Source organism: Caproicibacterium sp. NSD3, from assembly GCF_053613275.1.
The window spans coordinates 21,043-38,639 of sequence record NZ_CM132119.1; the positions used below are offsets into that span (position 1 = coordinate 21,043).

At 42.0% G+C, this 17,597-nt stretch carries 17 protein-coding genes; 4 read left to right on the top strand and 13 right to left on the bottom strand.

Going from position 1 to position 17,597, the window contains the following annotated elements:
* The 4 genes from ACVS9P_RS00105 (at nucleotide 1) to ACVS9P_RS00120 (ending at nucleotide 5,298) form a co-directional block, all read left to right on the top strand.
* Nucleotides 1–1,803 carry an aminotransferase class I/II-fold pyridoxal phosphate-dependent enzyme gene (locus ACVS9P_RS00105; protein WP_452103626.1) on the top strand — a complete coding sequence of 601 codons (1,803 nt, stop codon included), beginning with the start codon at nucleotides 1–3 and terminating at the stop codon, nucleotides 1,801–1,803.
* A 67-nt stretch (nucleotides 1,804–1,870) separates the two neighbouring features.
* Entirely contained in the window at nucleotides 1,871–3,682 is a 1,812-nt protein-coding gene (locus ACVS9P_RS00110; protein ID WP_452103627.1) for a phosphotransferase, read from the top strand.
* Nucleotides 3,666–3,842, top strand: a complete 177-nt coding sequence (locus tag ACVS9P_RS00115) for a hypothetical protein (RefSeq protein WP_452103628.1) — start codon at nucleotides 3,666–3,668, stop codon at nucleotides 3,840–3,842. Before ACVS9P_RS00110 ends, ACVS9P_RS00115 begins: the two co-directional genes overlap by 17 nt.
* 34 nt (nucleotides 3,843–3,876) lie before the next feature.
* Nucleotides 3,877–5,298: a purine-cytosine permease family protein gene (locus ACVS9P_RS00120; protein WP_452103629.1), complete on the top strand. Its 1,422-nt coding sequence runs from the start codon at nucleotides 3,877–3,879 to the stop codon at nucleotides 5,296–5,298.
* A 108-nt stretch (nucleotides 5,299–5,406) separates the two neighbouring features.
* Here the strand turns inward: ACVS9P_RS00120 and ACVS9P_RS00125 are convergent, their stop codons facing one another.
* The 13 genes from ACVS9P_RS00125 to rpmH all read right to left on the bottom strand — a co-directional run bounded on the left by ACVS9P_RS00125 (nucleotide 5,407) and on the right by rpmH (nucleotide 17,431).
* Complete coding sequence (locus ACVS9P_RS00125) at nucleotides 5,407–6,171, bottom strand: acyl-[acyl-carrier-protein] thioesterase (RefSeq protein ID WP_452103630.1); 765 nt, start codon at nucleotides 6,169–6,171, stop codon at nucleotides 5,407–5,409.
* A 105-nt stretch (nucleotides 6,172–6,276) separates the two neighbouring features.
* Nucleotides 6,277–7,566 (bottom strand): serine--tRNA ligase, encoded by a 1,290-nt coding sequence (gene serS, locus ACVS9P_RS00130; protein ID WP_452103631.1) that lies wholly within the window; start codon nucleotides 7,564–7,566, stop codon nucleotides 6,277–6,279.
* A gap of 65 nt (nucleotides 7,567–7,631) precedes the next feature.
* A complete protein-coding gene (locus tag ACVS9P_RS00135) occupies nucleotides 7,632–8,465 on the bottom strand; it encodes a ParB/RepB/Spo0J family partition protein (RefSeq protein WP_452103632.1) in 834 nt (277 codons plus the stop codon).
* 4 nt (nucleotides 8,466–8,469) lie between these two features.
* Nucleotides 8,470–9,243, bottom strand: a complete 774-nt coding sequence (locus ACVS9P_RS00140; protein WP_452103633.1) for a ParA family protein — start codon at nucleotides 9,241–9,243, stop codon at nucleotides 8,470–8,472.
* A 208-nt stretch (nucleotides 9,244–9,451) separates the two neighbouring features.
* Entirely contained in the window at nucleotides 9,452–10,240 is a 789-nt protein-coding gene (locus ACVS9P_RS00145; protein ID WP_452103634.1) for a ParB/RepB/Spo0J family partition protein, read from the bottom strand.
* A gap of 161 nt (nucleotides 10,241–10,401) precedes the next feature.
* Nucleotides 10,402–11,112, bottom strand: coding sequence for a 16S rRNA (guanine(527)-N(7))-methyltransferase RsmG (gene rsmG, locus ACVS9P_RS00150; protein WP_452103635.1), 711 nt, complete (start codon nucleotides 11,110–11,112; stop codon nucleotides 10,402–10,404).
* On the bottom strand, nucleotides 11,099–12,997 hold the full coding sequence (mnmG, locus tag ACVS9P_RS00155) for a tRNA uridine-5-carboxymethylaminomethyl(34) synthesis enzyme MnmG (protein ID WP_452103636.1): 1,899 nt from the start codon (nucleotides 12,995–12,997) through the stop codon (nucleotides 11,099–11,101). Before mnmG ends, rsmG begins: the two co-directional genes overlap by 14 nt.
* Nucleotides 12,998–13,047: 50 nt before the next feature.
* Complete coding sequence (mnmE, locus tag ACVS9P_RS00160) at nucleotides 13,048–14,409, bottom strand: tRNA uridine-5-carboxymethylaminomethyl(34) synthesis GTPase MnmE (RefSeq protein WP_452103637.1); 1,362 nt, start codon at nucleotides 14,407–14,409, stop codon at nucleotides 13,048–13,050.
* A gap of 118 nt (nucleotides 14,410–14,527) precedes the next feature.
* A complete protein-coding gene (gene jag / locus ACVS9P_RS00165; RefSeq protein ID WP_452103638.1) occupies nucleotides 14,528–15,421 on the bottom strand; it encodes an RNA-binding cell elongation regulator Jag/EloR in 894 nt (297 codons plus the stop codon).
* Nucleotides 15,422–15,476: 55 nt separating this feature from the next.
* Complete coding sequence (locus ACVS9P_RS00170) at nucleotides 15,477–16,601, bottom strand: YidC/Oxa1 family membrane protein insertase (RefSeq protein WP_452103639.1); 1,125 nt, start codon at nucleotides 16,599–16,601, stop codon at nucleotides 15,477–15,479.
* A 15-nt stretch (nucleotides 16,602–16,616) separates the two neighbouring features.
* Nucleotides 16,617–16,847 (bottom strand): membrane protein insertion efficiency factor YidD, encoded by a 231-nt coding sequence (yidD, locus tag ACVS9P_RS00175; protein WP_452103640.1) that lies wholly within the window; start codon nucleotides 16,845–16,847, stop codon nucleotides 16,617–16,619.
* Nucleotides 16,848–16,861: 14 nt separating this feature from the next.
* Complete coding sequence (gene rnpA / locus ACVS9P_RS00180; RefSeq protein WP_452103641.1) at nucleotides 16,862–17,227, bottom strand: ribonuclease P protein component; 366 nt, start codon at nucleotides 17,225–17,227, stop codon at nucleotides 16,862–16,864.
* 69 nt (nucleotides 17,228–17,296) lie between these two features.
* Nucleotides 17,297–17,431 (bottom strand): 50S ribosomal protein L34, encoded by a 135-nt coding sequence (gene rpmH / locus ACVS9P_RS00185; RefSeq protein ID WP_180341822.1) that lies wholly within the window; start codon nucleotides 17,429–17,431, stop codon nucleotides 17,297–17,299.
* Nucleotides 17,432–17,597 lie beyond the last annotated feature (166 nt).

A 17,597-nucleotide genomic window follows, 5' to 3' on the forward strand; every position in this document is an offset into this window, starting at 1 on the left:
ATGCAGGCAATTATTTTGGCCGCAGGAATGGGAAAGCGACTAAAGGAACTAACTCAAGACAACACCAAATGTATGGTAAAAGTAAATGGGGTCACTCTGATTGAGCGTGCGCTCACCCAGCTTGATCAGCTTTCTCTTAACCGCATCATCATCGTAGAAGGGTACGAGGGGAAAAAGCTAATCGACTTTATTAAGACGCTCTCTGTTAAGACTCCGATTACCTTTGTTGACAATCCTATTTACGACAAGACAAACAACATTTATTCTTTATGGCTTGCAAAGGACTATCTTTTGGAAGATGATACTTTACTTTTGGAATCAGATATCATTTTTGAAGACTCCGTTCTGCATGCACTGACGGACGATCCCAGAGACACATTGGCGCTGGTTGACCGTTATGAAAGCTGGATGGACGGCACGGTCATGCAAATTGATAAAAATGACCGAATCCTTTCGTTTGTGCCTGGAAAAGATTTTGATTTTAAAAATGTAGATTCCTACTATAAAACAGTAAATCTTTATAAATTTGGCAAGGAATTTTCCCGCACACATTATGTGCCGTTTTTGGAAGCTTACTCTAAAGCGCTAGGAAACAATGAATATTATGAGCAGGTCCTACGGGTAATCGCCATGCTTGACAATCCTGGAATCTATGCAAAACGACTTGACGGCCAGCTCTGGTACGAAATCGATGATATTCAGGATTTGGATATTGCTTCTTCTCTTTTTTCTTCGAGCGATGAGGAGCTTCTCTCCTCTGTTGAAAGCCGCTATGGCGGATATTGGCGCTATCCAAAGCTCCTTGACTTTTGCTATCTCGTTAATCCCTATTTCCCTCCGCAGAAAATGATTAACGAAATGCAGTCGAACTTTGTATCCCTATTGACCCAATATCCTTCCGGAATGAAAGTTAACAGTCTTTTGGCCGCACGGAATTTTAACCTTCATTCCGATGAGATTTTAGTAGGAAACGGCGCCGCCGAGTTAATTAAATCATTTATGGGTTTTCAAAATGGCAAAGTCGGCGTCATTCGCCCTACCTTTGAAGAATACCCCAATCGCTACAGTGCCGACAAAGAAATCGTTTTTTGTCCCAACAATGCAGACTTTTCCTATACAGCAGATGATTTAATGTCATTCTTTTCCGACAAGGAAATTTCTACATTAATTTTAATTAACCCGGATAATCCCAGCGGCAATCTCATTCCTAAAAAAGATTTACTGCGTCTGCTCGCTTGGTGTAAAGAAAAATCTATCTGTTTACTGCTTGATGAATCTTTTGCTGATTTTTCAGAACAAGACGCTTCCCTATTGGAACAATCTCTGATTTTAGCCAATCCAAATCTTTTCATCATGAAATCCATCTCGAAATCTTATGGTGTTCCCGGTATCCGCCTCGGAGTTTTTGCAAGTGGAAACAAGGGCCTGATCGCTTCGATGAAAAAAGATGTAGCAATCTGGAACATCAATTCCTTTGGCGAATTTTTCATGCAAATCGAAGAAAAGTACCAAAAAGATTATGCCGCTTCTCTTTTAAAAATTAAAGAAGCACGCAAAAAATTTGTATCACAGCTCTCCTCCATACCGGAACTTCGAGTTATTCCGTCAGAAGCAAACTATGTAATGGCAGAGATCGTTTCTCAAAAATGGACCGCTTTTTCATTGACCAAAGAATTGCTCTGCAAAAACAACATTCTGATCAAAGACCTTACCCAAAAGGTAGGTATCCGGTATATCCGCATTGCTGTCCGCAATGAAAAAGAGAATCAAAAGTTGGTTGACTGTCTGAAAGAACTCTTCTGATTTTTATGCTCCCGTGTTCAAAATCTCATAAAAAGCAAATAAAAATGAACGGATTGGACGAATCATCATGCTTTCTAAACTTCAATTTGATATTTTATATTTTCTGCTAAAGAAAAATACCTCCTCTTCTCCCTCTCAGCGAGAACTTTCAGAAACTTTTTCTGTTTCGCTTGGAAAAATCAATTCCTGTTTAAAGGAGTTAAGAGCCTCTGATTTAATCAACCATGATCTTTGTATTACAGAAAACGGAAAGCAGGCTTTGCTTCCCTACAAGGTTCAAAATGCAGTGATTATGGCTGCCGGCATGAGTTCCCGCTTTGCACCACTTTCCTATGAAAAGCCAAAAGCTCTCTTAAAGGTTCGCGGTGAAATTCTGATTGAGCGGCAGATTCGTCAGCTGCAGGAAGCCGGAATCAACGATATCACGCTCATTGTCGGTTATATGAAAGAAAAAATGTTTTATCTGGCCGATAAATTTCATCTGAATTTGGTCGTCAACGAAGACTATTATCGCTATAATAATCCTTCTTCTTTAATGAGGGTGGCAGATAAACTCAAGAATACATACATTTGCTCCTCTGATGATTACTTTACCCAAAATGTATTTGAACCATATGTCTATCAAGCCTATTATGCGGCTGTCTATTCCCCTTCTAAAACAGATGAATACTGCATGAAGGCAAATCAAAAAGGAAAAATCATTTCGGTCTCTATCGGTGGTCAGGCCGCATGGTATATGACGGGTCATGTTTATTTTGACCATGAGTTCAGCAGCAATTTTATTCGTCTGTTGCAACAGGATTATGAAAATCCCGAAACCAAAACTCAGCTTTGGGAAAACTTTTATATGCGTCATTTAAATGAACTTACGCTTTACCTAAAGTCATATCCTTCCGGCGTTATTTATGAATTCGATTCTCTTTCGGAACTGCAGAAGTTTGACCAAAGCTACGTTGAAAACATTGATTCCGATATTTTTCACAACATTCAAGAAATTCTCTCCTGCAAAACAAAGGATATTCAGCAAATCGAACCAATTAAAGCCGGTATGACCAATACTTCTTTTTCCTTTTTTTGTGCGGGAAAAAAATATGTTTACCGCCACCCGGGTGTTGGAACAGATGCCTATATTAACCGAAAAGGAGAAGCCTGGGCCATGCGTGCCGCAAAAGAGCTAAAGTTGGACCCCTCCTTTCTCTACATAGATGAAAAAAAAGGCTGGAAACTCTCCTCCTTTATTAATGGCGCAAAGGCCATGGATTATCACGATCCCTCACAGGTAGAACACTCCTTGGAAATGGTCCGAACGCTTCACGCTTATCCTCAAAAAAGTCCTTATTCCTTTGACATTTGGAAAATGATTCACAGCTTTACCTCTCAGATTGAGCAAAAAGGGCGCGATCATTTCGAAGATTACCAGACCCTCTATAAAAGGACCCAAGAGCTTTATGACTTGGCAGAAGCAGATGGGGTTCCTAAATGCCTCTGTCACTGCGACTGCTATGATCAAAACTTTTTAGCCAATGAAGACGGTGATCTTTTTCTGATTGACTGGGAGTACGCCGGAACGGCTGACCCTGCATGGGATTTAGGAACCTACCTTGCCTGCTCCGACTATTCCTTGCAGCAGGCCAAAAAGATTCTATCGATTTATTTACAGCACGAGCCCAGCAAAAAAGAGCTTCGTCATTATTTTGCCTATACTTCTATTTCCGCTTATTACTGGTTTTTATGGGCGATTTATCAAGAAAGCATGGGAAAAAGCGTCGGAGAATATCTTTACATTTGGTACCGTTATACCAAAGAATATGGAAACATTGCATGGAAGCTTTATCATTCTGATCGAAATGGAGATGAAATCAATGAAACCGCAAACTGATTTTGAAAAGGAACAAATGAAAGAAATCGCACGTCGGGTAGAGTATCTGGAAAATAACTCCAACATGGAATCAAGTGATTTCAGCCGCGGAAACTGGATTGCTGTGTGGTGTACAATTATCGGCAGTCTTGCATTGTTTGTATGGGGTTTGTTCGTTTGATTTGAAATTTTTAAAAGGGAGTTTATGAAGGAATATGAAAGAAAAAAGCAATCGAGAAAAGCTGATTGAACAAGAAACGACGCTGGGAATTGCACCACTTTTGCCGCAGGAACGAAAATACGGATTTTTGGATGCTTTTTTGATTATCAGCGGATATGCAATCGCCACGTGGTGCTATACACAGGGAGCAACCGTTGCAGGACTCTTGGATTTTAAACAATTAATTGCCAACACCTTTGGAATTAACATTTTAGTTTTAGCCATCGTTTCCCTTCCAATTTTATTTTCTGTCCGTTATGGAATTGACGTTTGGATTTGGTTTCGCAGCATTTTCGGGTTAAATGGCTGCAAAGTACTTACCGTTTTAGCCGTGCTTGCCAATTTCCCATGGTATGCCGTATGTGCGGAACTATTCTCATCTTCTATGAGTAATCTGGTGGCAATGGCAGGCATCATTATTCCTGAACCTTTTCAGCCATTTTTAGGAGTCGGCTCTATCCTTTTAGGCACAGCCATTGCACTCGGCGGCCCAACAGCGATTCAGAAATCAACTCGTATTATGGTTCCCTCGATGCTGGGGGTCGGCATTATCGTTGTTATTATTGCTATGACCTCTGTTCCAACTTCTGAGATTCTCACCTATCAGCCGGACCTTAGCGCTTATCCGGGCGGACGGCAAGAAGCTTATATGCGCGCGTTGGAGCTAAATATTGCTTTTGCTTTTTCATGGTCGGTCGCCATGTTTGTTCTTCCGCGACTTTGCAAAAAAGAAAAGCATGCGTATTGGGCCACTGTTACAAGCTATGGAGTTGTTGCGCCGTTTTTCTGTTTTGCCGGCGGCGTTCTCGCAATCGCAATGTTTGTTAAATTCGGCGTGATGAGCGATGACCCCACTTATATGCTTGCAAACCTTGCTTCTCCTCCGGTTGCACTGCTTTCTCTTGTACTTGTGGCCTTCGCTAATATCGGAACACAGGGCGTCGGTTCTTATATGAACGCGCTTGTTCTCAAATCTTCTTTTCCAAAAGTAAAGTACAATACATTTGTATTTTTGCTTGCGGCTTATGTTTTGGTCCTGACGGTTTGGAATAAAGTGATTCAATATTTCAGCTCTTTCCTCGCGGTAGAAACTTATCTTTACGCCCCTATTATGGCCGTACTTGTGGTAGATTTCTTCTTTGTAAAACATCAGCATCTTTCTTTGCGAGATGCTTATTTTCTCAATTCTGATCGATATCGTTTTACCCATGGATTTAACTTGATCGGACTTTTTAGCCTTGTGATCGGATTTGTTTCTGCACTGCTGATTTTTAATCCGATTTCCGGGGAAATCTATTCTCCAATTTTCTATTATGTCGGCGCGTCCTCTGTTTCCTTCTTTACCGCAGGCATCGTTTATCTGATCGCCTGCAAAACAGCGCCTGGAAAAAGCTATATGAAACTTGATCCTAAATAATTGTTCTTGCTTTTTTGAATCCAAAAGGGAAGCCCGATAACATCATTTTTATGTTATCGGGCTTCCCTTTTCATTTGGCTTTGTTCTTTTATCAAGAGTATTTAATTCTTATTGAGAAATAAATGCTGTAAAACCGATTTCTCCGTGATGAATTCCCTGTATCGCAAAGCCGCCGTTATGTACTTCTCCAAAAAGTTCCAGTGTATCGCCAAGCTTGCTTTCTTTCTGATAATTGATCTGCACATGATGGTAGTTTCGAAACGTTTCCGGTAAAAAATCTTCAATAATATCTCCGTAAATCGTATTTGTCAGATGTCCGTTACGATCAAGATCACTATATCGAATTGGGCGATCTCCCAGCTTCGGCATCTCTTCAAAGCGCAGTCGTTCAGGACGTTCCTTTTTTTCTGCCTGCAGCGGACAAAATATCCGGTATTCATAAATTTTGTCCGGCCTTAATGGCTTATGTTCCACAAAATCCACGACTACACTTACCTGTAAAATTCGGACAATTTCTTTTCCCTCTGATTGAAAAGAAAATTCCCGATAAAACTGAACGCCGCTTGTTCCCAACGGACGTGTTACGATTGTCAGCTGCTCGTTGCGCTGCGGCAGGCGGTGAATTGTCACCTGGTTTGTTGTAATCAAAAAAGCTTTCTGCTCTTTCATCAACCATTCATAGCCCATGCCGATTCCATCCATATGTTCTTCGCCAGTTTCCTGCTCCATCCGCAGCAAAGCTGAAAGCCGAATGTTTCCGGCCGCACCGATTTGATAGCTTGCTACCCGTGCTTTCCGTTCAAACTTGGCAACAGCAATCCCCGTTTTCGGATTTACATATGGATCTGCTTTTCTAATCTCTTCATCCGTCATCTGAAAGACCTCCCTCTTTTGCAAATTTTAAGACAGGGAATCCTTAGAAAGACAGCTCATTTCTGTCCTCTCAAGGATTCCCTGTTCTTGATTTTTGTTTGAATCTTATTTAATCGGCTTTAATACTTCGATTCCGCCCATATACGGCCGCAAAACTTCCGGCACGATCACAGAACCGTCTGCCTGCTGATTTTGTTCTACGATTGCAGGCAGCAACCGGGAAGTTGCCAATCCGGAAGCGTTGAGCGTATGAACAAAATGCAGTTTTTTGTCTTTGCCGCGGTATTTGATGTTTCCGCGACGCGCTTGATAGGTTCTTGCGTTAGAAGCCGAAGAAACTTCCTTATAAATCTCCATGGAAGGAATCCAAACTTCAATATCATAGGTGCGCGCCATGCTGAATGAGCAGTCTCCCGCGGCCAAACGGGACAAGCGATAGTGAAGACCAAGTTCCTGCACAAGACGCTCTGCTTTGCCTACTAGTTCTTTGAACGCTGCATCGCTGCGATCTTCGGTTGTGTACTGCACCATTTCAACTTTATTGAACTGATGTCCGCGGATCATTCCGCGTTCCTCGCTGCGATAAGAGCCTGCTTCACGGCGATAGCAGGGAGTATAGGCGATATACTTATGCGGCAGCTCGTCTTCTGTTAAGATCTCGTCACGATGGAGATTCACGAGCGCTGTTTCGGCTGTTGGAAGCAGGAATTTTTTATCCGTGCTGGTGGGGTTTGCGATCCAATAATCCTCGTCTACAAACTTCGGGAACTGCCCTGCTACATAACCGCATTCATATTTGAGCATGTGCGGCGGAAGGATCAATTCATATCCATCCGAAATATGCTCGTTAATAAAGAAGTTCAGCAGCGCCCATTCCAATCTGGAACCCATGCCGCGATAAATCCATGCACCGTTTCCAGCAAGCTTTGCTCCACGGGGATAGTCGATCAAGCCAAGGTTCTCACAGAGAGTGACATGATCTTTTGCTTCAAAATCAAAGACTGGTTTTTCTTTAAAATAATGATCCGGAATATTCTGTTCTTTTCCGCCGGCCTGTACATCTTCATCCGGAAGGTTCGGCAAAGACAGCATTTTTGTTTTCTGAGCTTCTTCCATCTCAGCGAGCTTTGCGTTCTGCTCTTTTACTTCTTCTGAAAGCAGCTTCATTTTTTTCAGCACTTCAGAAGCATCTCCGCCGGCTTTTTTAATCTTCGGAACTTCTTTAGAAACCGCATTCTGCTCCGCTTTTTTTGTCTCAACTGCACCGGTCAACTCGCGGCGCTTTTCATCGAGGGCAAGAATTTCATCAATCACATTGTCCAGATTCATTTCTCTTTTCTGGATTGCCTTTTTTACATAGTCAGGGTTTTCCCGAATCAATTTGATATCCAGCATGGTTTGCTAACTCCTTTTATCGTTTACTTATTACAATTTTTCCCATTTTTTATAAAATTAAGCACTTATTCTTCAAACATTCGCAAAAGATTTTTTAAATCTTCTTCATTTCGGAATTCAATCTGTAAAAATCCCTTTCCACGGGTTCCATTTACCTTTACTCTGCGCCCTAACTGCTCATGCAGAGAAAGCGCAACCTCTTCGTAATAAGGATTTTTCTTCTTTAAATTTGTCTTTGACGTAGAACTCTTTGCAAGCTTTTCTAAATCACGAACCGTAATTCCTTCTTTAAGACAGCGTTTTGCAAGAGGAATCTGTAATTCTTTTGGAAATGCCAGAAGCGCTCTTCCCTGTCCTGCTGAAAGGCTGCCATCACTAATCAGCTTTTGAATCTCTTGCGGCAAAGATAAAAGCCGCAGCGCATTGGCAACTGCCGGGCGGGAACGTCCGACTGTTTTTGCGACACTCTCCTGGGTATAACCATATGAATCCATCAAAGACTGATAACCCTGTGCTTCTTCCAGCGGATTCAGGTCTTCCCTCTGCAGATTTTCGATCAATGCAAGCTGCATGACCTCTTCATCAGAGAGGTCTCGCACCAGCGCCGGGACCGTCTGCACCCCCGCCATACGGGCTGCTCTCCAACGGCGTTCTCCGGCGACAATTTGATAGCCACCCTCTAAAAGCGGCCGCACAAGAAGCGGCTGTAAAATGCCATGCTGTGAAATAGAATCCGCCAAATCGGCAAGTGCCTCTTCGTCAAAATCCTTTCTCGGCTGATTTCGGTTTGGTTCCAACTCGTTCAGCTTCAACTCAATTGACCGTGGACCCGCCTCAATATCATTCTCAGCAAAGATTGCATCCAAACCTTTCCCCAATCCGCGCTTTTTCTCTTTCAATACTTCACCCCTCCTCTGCTGCTTTTTCTATGATTTCTTTTCCTAATTCATTATAGGCCAGTGCACCTTTATTGTTCTTATCAAAATATTGAATTGGTTTTCCAAAGCTCGGTGCTTCTGAAAGCCGCACGGTTCTTGGAATGACCGCTGCAAACACTTTCTTTGGAAAATATTTTTTTACTTCTCCGACCACCTGTTGCGTTAAATTAAGCCTACCATCGTACATGGTCAAAAGGACTCCCTCAATTTCCAAATGCGAATTATAAAGCCGTTTTACACGCTTTACGCTGTTCATCAATTGGCTTAACCCTTCCAAAGCATAATATTCGCACTGAATGGGCATTAAAATAGAGTCGGCAGCACAAAGGGCATTGGTTGTAATAATTCCGAGAGATGGAGGGCAATCAATCAAAATCATATCATATTTTTCGCGCAAAGGTGCCAAATCAAGGCGGAGAATTGATTCCCGATGGCTTTGCTCCACTAATTCTATCTCTGCAGCCGCCAAATCGAGACTACTTGGCAGAATATCAAGATTTTCAAATGCCGTATGTAAAAGCACTTCTGCGGCAGTTGCCTGCCCAATTAACATCTCATATGTTGTCTTTTTTAGACTGCGGCGATTGATTCCTACCCCACTGGATGAATTTCCCTGCGGATCTATATCTACCAGCAGCGTCTTTTTTCCTGCTAATCCCAAAGCAGAAGAAAGATTTACCGCCGTTGTGGTTTTTCCAACGCCGCCTTTTTGATTGGCTATCGCAATAATCTTGCCCATTTCGCTCCACCTCCCCCAATTTTTCTAAAATTGGACTTGGTTTTTATTATATCACTTCTCTCTTTTTGAGACAACCATCTTTGCCCTTTTCTACAGATGTTTTTACATGTTTCACGTGAAACAGCGCGCAAAAAGGGACCCGGCAATTTGATACCGAGCCCCTGCTTGCGGGAAAAATGATAAGGAAATGGATGACTTGTAATTAATTTTAGGCAGGCCGCTTTTTTTGTGGAATTCGGATCACCCATTCGAGGCAATCCTCTTTTTTGTTGCATGACGCTTCGGCCTGCACTCCGGCGCTTTGCAATATTTTTACTGCGTGATCGATTGTATTTCCAAAGATCCGCACATCTTTGATAATTAAGAGTCTGCGTGGTGCGGAAGATTTTTGCTTTTTACTTGGATTTAAAAGCTTGTCCACCATTTGTTCTGTCTGCTGGACATTCAATTTTTGGCTTAAAATTGAATCCAATGTTTTTTGACGGGATTTTTCCGGTAGGCGAAGCAATGCTCTTGCATGACGTTCTGTCAATCCTGCAGAAATGATTTGCTGCCGCAAATTTTGGGAAAGATTCAGCAACCGTAATTTGTTTGCTACAGAAGACTGGCTTTTCCCCAAGCGCTGTGCACATTCTTCCTGCGTCAAGTTTGCTTTTTGCATGAGGCGCTGGATTGCCTCTGCTTCTTCAAATAGATTTAGATTGGATCGCTGCAAGTTTTCGATCAATGCCATAACCGCACTCTCATTATCAGAATATTCCGAAAGAACCGCTGGAATTACCCATAATCCCGCCATTTTGCAAGCACGAAGCCGCCGTTCTCCTGCTACTAACTCATATCCTTTTAAAGTTCTGCGAACAACAATTGGCTGAATCAATCCGTTTCTCTGGATACTTTCTGCAAGAGAACGAAGTTCTTCTTCTCCGAAAAATTTTCTTGGCTGAGAGGGATTCGGATGGATCGCGTCAATATTCAGTTCTAAAATTTTCTGACGCATTTGTGATTTTTCCCTCCCGCCTTGTCCATAGAATACCATATGAAAAGCCAAACATTTTGTCACTTTCTGCAAACATTTTTAAAAAATTTGAAAAGTTTTTTAAAAAAAGGCCTACTCTTTCTCTGTAAGCTTACAAAGAAAAACCAGGTCTTTTTTGTTTTTTATAAATGCTGTTTTTTTATTTTTCCACCCGGACGCGGATATTTTTTTGACATTAATCGTTTTTGCCGAATTAAAATCAAACTTCGGCCTTCGCCATCCGGCAAAGAATATTTTTTGACTGCTTCAACCTCTGCTCCAAGTTGTTTTAAAGCATGTTTGGCAGACTCAATCTCCTGCTCAGGCTGCGGCCCTTTCATTGCGCAAAAAAGGCCACCCTGTTTTAAAAACGGTAAACAATATTCGCAAAGAAGGGGAAGCTGCGCTACTGCTCGTGCAGAAACAAAATCAAATTTTCCACGCAGTTCCAATTTTTGTCCACATTCTTCTGCTCTGCCATGAATTTGTTTTGTTTCAATTTGCAGTTTTTGGCAAATATCTTCTAGTACACGCAAGCGCTTTTGAAGACTGTCAAGCAAAGTAACCGAAAGGGATGGCTCAAAAAGCTTTAATGGAACTCCGGGAAAACCTGCGCCGGAACCAATATCAATCAGATTTTTACCCGAAAAATCGACAAATTTCGTCAGATATAAACTGTCAATAAAATGCTTCATCACCGCTTCTTTGGGATCAGTAACTGCAGTTAGATTAATTTTTTGATTCCAATCGAGAAGTTCTTCCAAATAAATCTGAAAAGCTTTCGCTAATTGGGGAGTTATTTTAATTTTGCAGATTTCTGCTTGCTCAATCAGATAGGATTCAATGTTCTCCATTGATCAGTTCCTTTCTACTTTCCTTCTGCAGCCAAATTAAAAGTACACTGATATCAGCAGGGCTGACTCCCGAAATTCGGCTTGCCTGTCCAATATTGGCAGGGCGCACACGATTCAGTTTTTCCTGTGCCTCCGAGCGCAGTCCTGTAATTGTTTGATAGTCTGTCCCTTTTGGAAGCTGTTTTCCTTCTAATCGGCGCATTTCTTCAATTTCTGATTTCTGACGGCGAATATATCCTTCGTATTTTAGTTCAATCTCTACGTTTTCAAAAATTGCTTCCGGAAGATCGGGACGAGCCGTATCCACAGGCTCCAAAACTTTATAAGAAAGTTCCGGCCGTTTTAACAGATCAGAAAACCTTACTCCGCTGGAAACCGGTGTTGTTCCACGTGAAACAAGAACCTGATTTAGTGTCTCCGACGGCGATAGAATGGTCTTTTCTGCACGTGCTCTTTCTTCTTTTTTCTGTTCTTCCTTTTTGAGAAAACGTTCCCAGCGCTCGTCTGAAATCAAGCCGATTTTTCTTCCAATCGGGGTCAAGCGCTCATCCGCATTATCCTGCCGCAGTACCAAACGGTATTCGCTGCGGGAAGTCATCATGCGATAAGGATCCATTACCCCTTTTGTCACCAAATCATCTACTAACGTTCCAATATAAGAACTTGCTCTGTCAAGAATCATCGGCGGACGATTTTTAACTTTTAATGCTGCATTAATCCCCGCAACGATTCCCTGTGCGGCGGCTTCTTCATATCCAGAAGATCCATTAAACTGTCCGGCCCCATAAAGGCCCGGAAAATCTGTAAACTCCAATGTATTTTCCATTTGCAGAGGGTCCACGCAATCATATTCGATCGCATAGGCAAATCGCATGATCTGCACATGTTCCAGCCCTTTAATGGTATGATAAAATGCCAGCTGCGCATCTTCCGGCAAAGAAGAGCTCATACCCTGCAAATACATTTCTTCCGTATCCATTCCGCATGGCTCAATAAAAAGCTGGTGACGCGGCTTGTCTTTGAAGCGCATAATTTTATCTTCAATACTAGGGCAGTACCGCGGCCCGATTCCTTCAATTTTTCCTGCGTAAAGAGGACTGCGGCCAATATTTTTCAGAATGATCTCCTTTGTGCGATCGTTTGTCCACGAAATATGACATACCGCCTTATTTTTCCCCGGAACAAGCGTATCATAGGAAAATGGAACGACCGGCTCATCTCCGCACTGCTTTTCAAGCCCTGTAAAATCAATCGATCCACGCTTTACCCGCGCCGGCGTTCCGGTCTTAAAACGACGCAGACGAAGTCCTAATTTTACAAGACTCTGCGTGAGAAAACTTGCGGGAAACATTCCATCCGGCCCACTTTTATAACTGACATCTCCCACATAAATTTTTCCTCCGAGAAAAGTTCCTGTTGCAATCACTACCGCTTTTGTGTGATAGACAGCTCCCATTCGAGTAACAAGCTTCCAGCCGTCCTCTTCCTTCGTCAACTCCGTTACTTCGGCTTGCTTAAGCTCCAATCCATCCTGTAATTCCAGCTTATGCTTCATCACTTTGGAATACTCCCGGCGATCAATTTGGCACCGCAAAGAATGTACAGCCGGTCCTTTTCCCAAATTCAACATCCGACTCTGCAAAAACGTCTGATCCGCTGTTTTTCCCATTTCGCCGCCCAGCGCATCAATTTCTCTCACGAGATGCCCTTTTGCCGTTCCTCCAATGCAAGGATTACAGGGACAATTTCCAACTGCATCCAAATTGATCGTAAAAACAATTGTCTTCGCGCCAAGCCGCGCACTGGCAAGCCCTGCCTCTATTCCGGCATGTCCTGCACCGATGACCGCAACCTCACAATTTTCCGCTTCATACTCAGTTTCCATGTTCTGTCTCCCTTATAATTTTCCACATTGTCCGTATTTTAAGTTGAAAACTATTTGCCTACACAGAAGTTTTTAAAAACTTCCTCTACGACCGCATCGGTCACTCGTTCTCCGGTAAATTCCAAAATTGCAGAAAGTGCTCCTTCAACGCTAACAGTAACCGCATCCAGCGTCATTCCGCTTAAAAATGCATCCCGCGCTTCTTTTGTGCATTCCAATGCCCGCCGAATCACATCTTTTTGACGTTCCGTAAATAGAATTCCTGCTGAAGGATCAATCTCTCCTGTATGAAAAATTGTTTTAATCGCATCCGTCAGTGCTTCTATTCCTTCGCCTTTTAACGCCGATATATATACTTTTTGTTTAATATATTTATTAATATACTCTTCGTCTAATTTGTTCTGCAAATCCGCTTTATTAATGACTGCAATTGCCGGAACATTTCCAATCGATTGCAAAAGCTTCTGATCTTCTTCTGTAAGTGACTCAGAAGAATCAAAGACCGCAAGAATCAGCTGTGCATGATTTAGACGTTCTTTTGTTCTCTCAACACCAATCTGTTCAATCGGATCACTGCTTTCCCGCAGGCCGGCGGTATCTGCAAGGTGAAGCGGAATCTCATCCAGAGAGACCGTATCTTCTACAATATCTCTCGTCGTCCCCGCAAAAGCCGTCACAATGCTTTTTTGTGTTCCAGAGAGTAAATTCATCAATGTACTCTTTCCCACATTAGGACGTCCTACAATAACCGTATCAATGCCATCACAGAGAACTTGACCTGCTCCAAACCCATCATAAAGTTTTTGCAGACGATCCGTGCTATCACAAAGTTGTTTTTTCAACACTTCATTATCTACCTGCGGTACATCATCATCAGGATAATCTGCCCAAGCTGCCAAATGAGAGGTCGCATCCATCAATTCATCTTTCACTTTGTAAATCGATTCATGAAGTTTTCCGGATTGTCCTGCGCGGGCAGCACGAGCAGCGCCTTCACTTTTTGCACCGATCATTTCCATAACGGATTCTGCCTGCGTCAAATCCATCTTTCCATTCAGAAAAGCCTGTTTTGTGAACTCTCCCGGTTCTGCCGGACGTGCTCCTGCCGCATAACAGGCAGAAAGCAGTTTTCTCAAAAGAAATGGGCCTCCATGACAGGAAAGTTCCACTACATTTTCGCCCGTATAGCTTTTTGGAGCGCGAAAATTGGAAGCAACACATTGATCAAATGTTTCTTTTCCATCAGAAACAGTCCCAAATAGGGAAGTGTATCCAGGCAAAGATTCTATTTTTTTACCCGAAACGGAATGAAAAACCCGATCGGCAATTTTTTGAGCATCAGCTCCAGAAATTCTTACGATTCCAATTCCACCTTCTCCAGGCGGTGTACTGATTGCAGCAATGGTTCTCATATAAAAAAGCGACTCCTTTTTGAAATCATCAAATAAAAGGGGAGACGCCGCGATCTAAACGCGGACGCCTCCCCGATTTTTTTATGCATCCATGCACGATCCCTGCGGCAATGGTTTTTTATTCTTCCTTCTCTTTTTTGACATCAATTCTGCCATAAAGAACTGGTGTTTTTGCCTCTGCAGAAACTGTTCTCTGTTCTGAGCTAGGAGAATGAAAGGTGGGTTTTTCTTCTGGAGAATGATCAATTCTTCCATAAACCGGTGCAGGATAATTTGTTTTTGCAGGATAGCGATTGTTTTGGTATGGCCTATTCTGCCCCTGAAATCCGCCGCTGCGATTATTATTATAAGGACGTCTGTTATTATTCCTGTAATTTACCGGACGCTCTCCGGCTTCTGGACCAATCACAACATGACGGGCAAGATCTTGTCCTTCACTCCAGCTTTTTGCGCCTTCCACTTCGGAAACAGCGGTATGAATAATTCTGCGCTCATAGGGATTCATTGGTTCCAACGGAAAATTACGACCATATTTCAGCGATTTTCCTGCCATTTTCTTTCCGAGAGATTCCAATGTTTCACGGCGTTTTTCCCGATAATTTCCGATATCCAGCGTAATACGGAAATAATCGTCCCGTTTATGATTGACAACAAGACCACTCAAATACTGCAGGGCATCCAGGGTTTCTCCACGATGACCGATAATAAAACCAACATCTTCTCCGGCAATCGTTAGCATTGCTCCATTTTCCTGCGGCTCTGTTTTGATTTCGACCTCATCTAACCCCATCGCATCTAAAATCGAAGAAAGATAATTCTTCGCAATTTCTGTGGAATTATCTTCTATATAAGCTCTTACTTTCCCAGGATTTCCTCCAAAAAGACCAAGTGTCTTTTTGATTGGAAGCTCGAGAACTTCATACTCGACTTCGTCTGATTCCACCCCGAGTTTCTGATAAGCATCTTCTTTTGCTTTTTCTACAGTATCCCCAATCCCGATGGCTTCTTTCATCGCTGCTTCCTCCTTTTGAGAGCATTTTTATTCCAAAAAACACTTACTTCTCTCTTTATTTTCTTTTTCCTAAGTAATCATTGGAACTTTTTGTTTTTGCCGGCAATTTTCCAGAAGAATTTTTCTCCTGTGCGTCTTTACTCACTGCTGCCGTTTTCTTTTTCTTTGCCTTTTGTGCTTCCATGCGTCTCTCTAATTTTTCTGCAAGCTGCAACTGAACTTCAGCAGGAAGCGGTTCTTTTTCTGCTTCATTGAGTTCCATCCTTGCAAGGTGAGAAGCCTCTACATGAGAGTTCATAACTTCCGGTGAGTAATATTTATTCATCAAAAGCATTCGTCCAATATTTAGAATAGAGTTTACAATATAATAAAGACCAACACCGGCTGGAATTACAGCAGCCAGATATGCCATATAGATTGCCATACCATACATTAAAGCCTTCATACAACCCATTTGCTGCTGCATTCCGGGCTGCATTTTGTTCATGAAAAACTGCATACAAATCTGTAAAATCAAGCACAAAAGTGGAATCATAAACAGATTACTGTGGAAGAGTTGTCCAAAAAAGTCAGACGAAGAAGTTGGAGAATCCAGAAGATCCATCCCAATAAAAGAAAATCCTTTACTGAAAGAATCTAACTTTTCAGTTTCTTCCGGAGTCAGTGTTGAGAGTTGTCCCTTTACGTTATCGTAATTCTTTACGATCTTCAGTTCTCCATAGAACTGGTTTAATCCCAAAAAGCCAGCGTCTGTTTGCTGATATCCCGGAACATGGTCTGCAACACTCTTAATCTCTGCAATATGATCACTCTGAATGTGTAGCGTATTAGAAAGAGGCATTGCAAAAGAATAGAACAATCCCATCATGATCAATAACGGCAGTAACATTGTTAAACAGCCGCCGGTAGGTTTGATTCCTTCTTTTTCATAAAGCTTCTGCTGTTCTTCTGCCAAACGAGCTTTATCGTTGGCATAAATTTTCTGCAGTTCCTTCATTTTTTTCTGAATTTTCTGCATTCCAACGGAACTGCGCTGCTGCTTAATATAAAATGGAATTTGGATTGCAAATACCAAAATAGTAAATAGGATAATTGCAACACCAAAGTTTTTTACCAGCGAAAACAAAAACCACAGCACATATCCAAAGACGCTGCCAATTGCACTAAAAATCTGGCTCATATTTTTTTGGTCTCCTCATTTGATTTGCTTTTTTTCCGGAACAGGATCATATCCGCCCCGGCTGAACGGATTACATCGTAAAATTCTCCATATTGCAAGTAAGCCTCCTTTTAAGGCTCCAAAACGCTCGATTGCCTCTTTTGCATAGGCAGAACAGGTAGGAATATACTTGCAGCAAGGCGGATGCCGCGGAGAAATTACTTTTTGATAAAATTCAATGAGCTTTAAAAAAAGCTTTTTTATCATTCTTTGGAAGCTCCCTAATTATTTCCAATTTCTTCTTTTTCTTTCTGCTTTAAAATTCCGGATTTTTGAAAAAGCATTTCTATTTTCTTTTTTACATCTGTACTTTTTACAAATGGGGTACGGCTACGGGCCACCACAATCATATCATAACTGCCCTCTATTTTAGGCAGGACTTCGCGCAGAGCCGCCCGAATGATTCTGCGTGAACGATTTCGCATGACTGCATTACCAATTTTTTTACTGGTCGTAATCCCAACCCGACAGGTTTTTAAACGATTCTTTCTGAGATAGATTACCACCAATGGACTTACAAGACTTTTTCCACGGCCATAGATCCGGCGGAAATCACGATTTTCTTTTATCGAAACAAAACAATCCATCAGGTCACTCCGATACAAAAATGTGCCATACAACAAAGGACCACAATCGTGGCCCTTTTCGTTGATTCATTAATAGGACAGGCTCTTCCGGCCTTTTGCACGACGGCGGGAAAGTACCTTGCGGCCATTTTTTGTAGACATTCTTTTCCGAAAGCCATGCTCCTTCTGACGATGGAGTTTCTTAGGCTGATAGGTTCTAAGCATTTTAAAAACCCTCCTTTCGGGTATAAACCTTGCAATTTAGAATTATAACGTAAAATGCAAGAGCCTGTCAAGCAAAATCATACAATTGAATGAAAAAGAAAAATTTTTTTAATGATTAGAAATTTTTTCTCCAAATAATGCAAAAAATAGCAAAATAAATTGATCT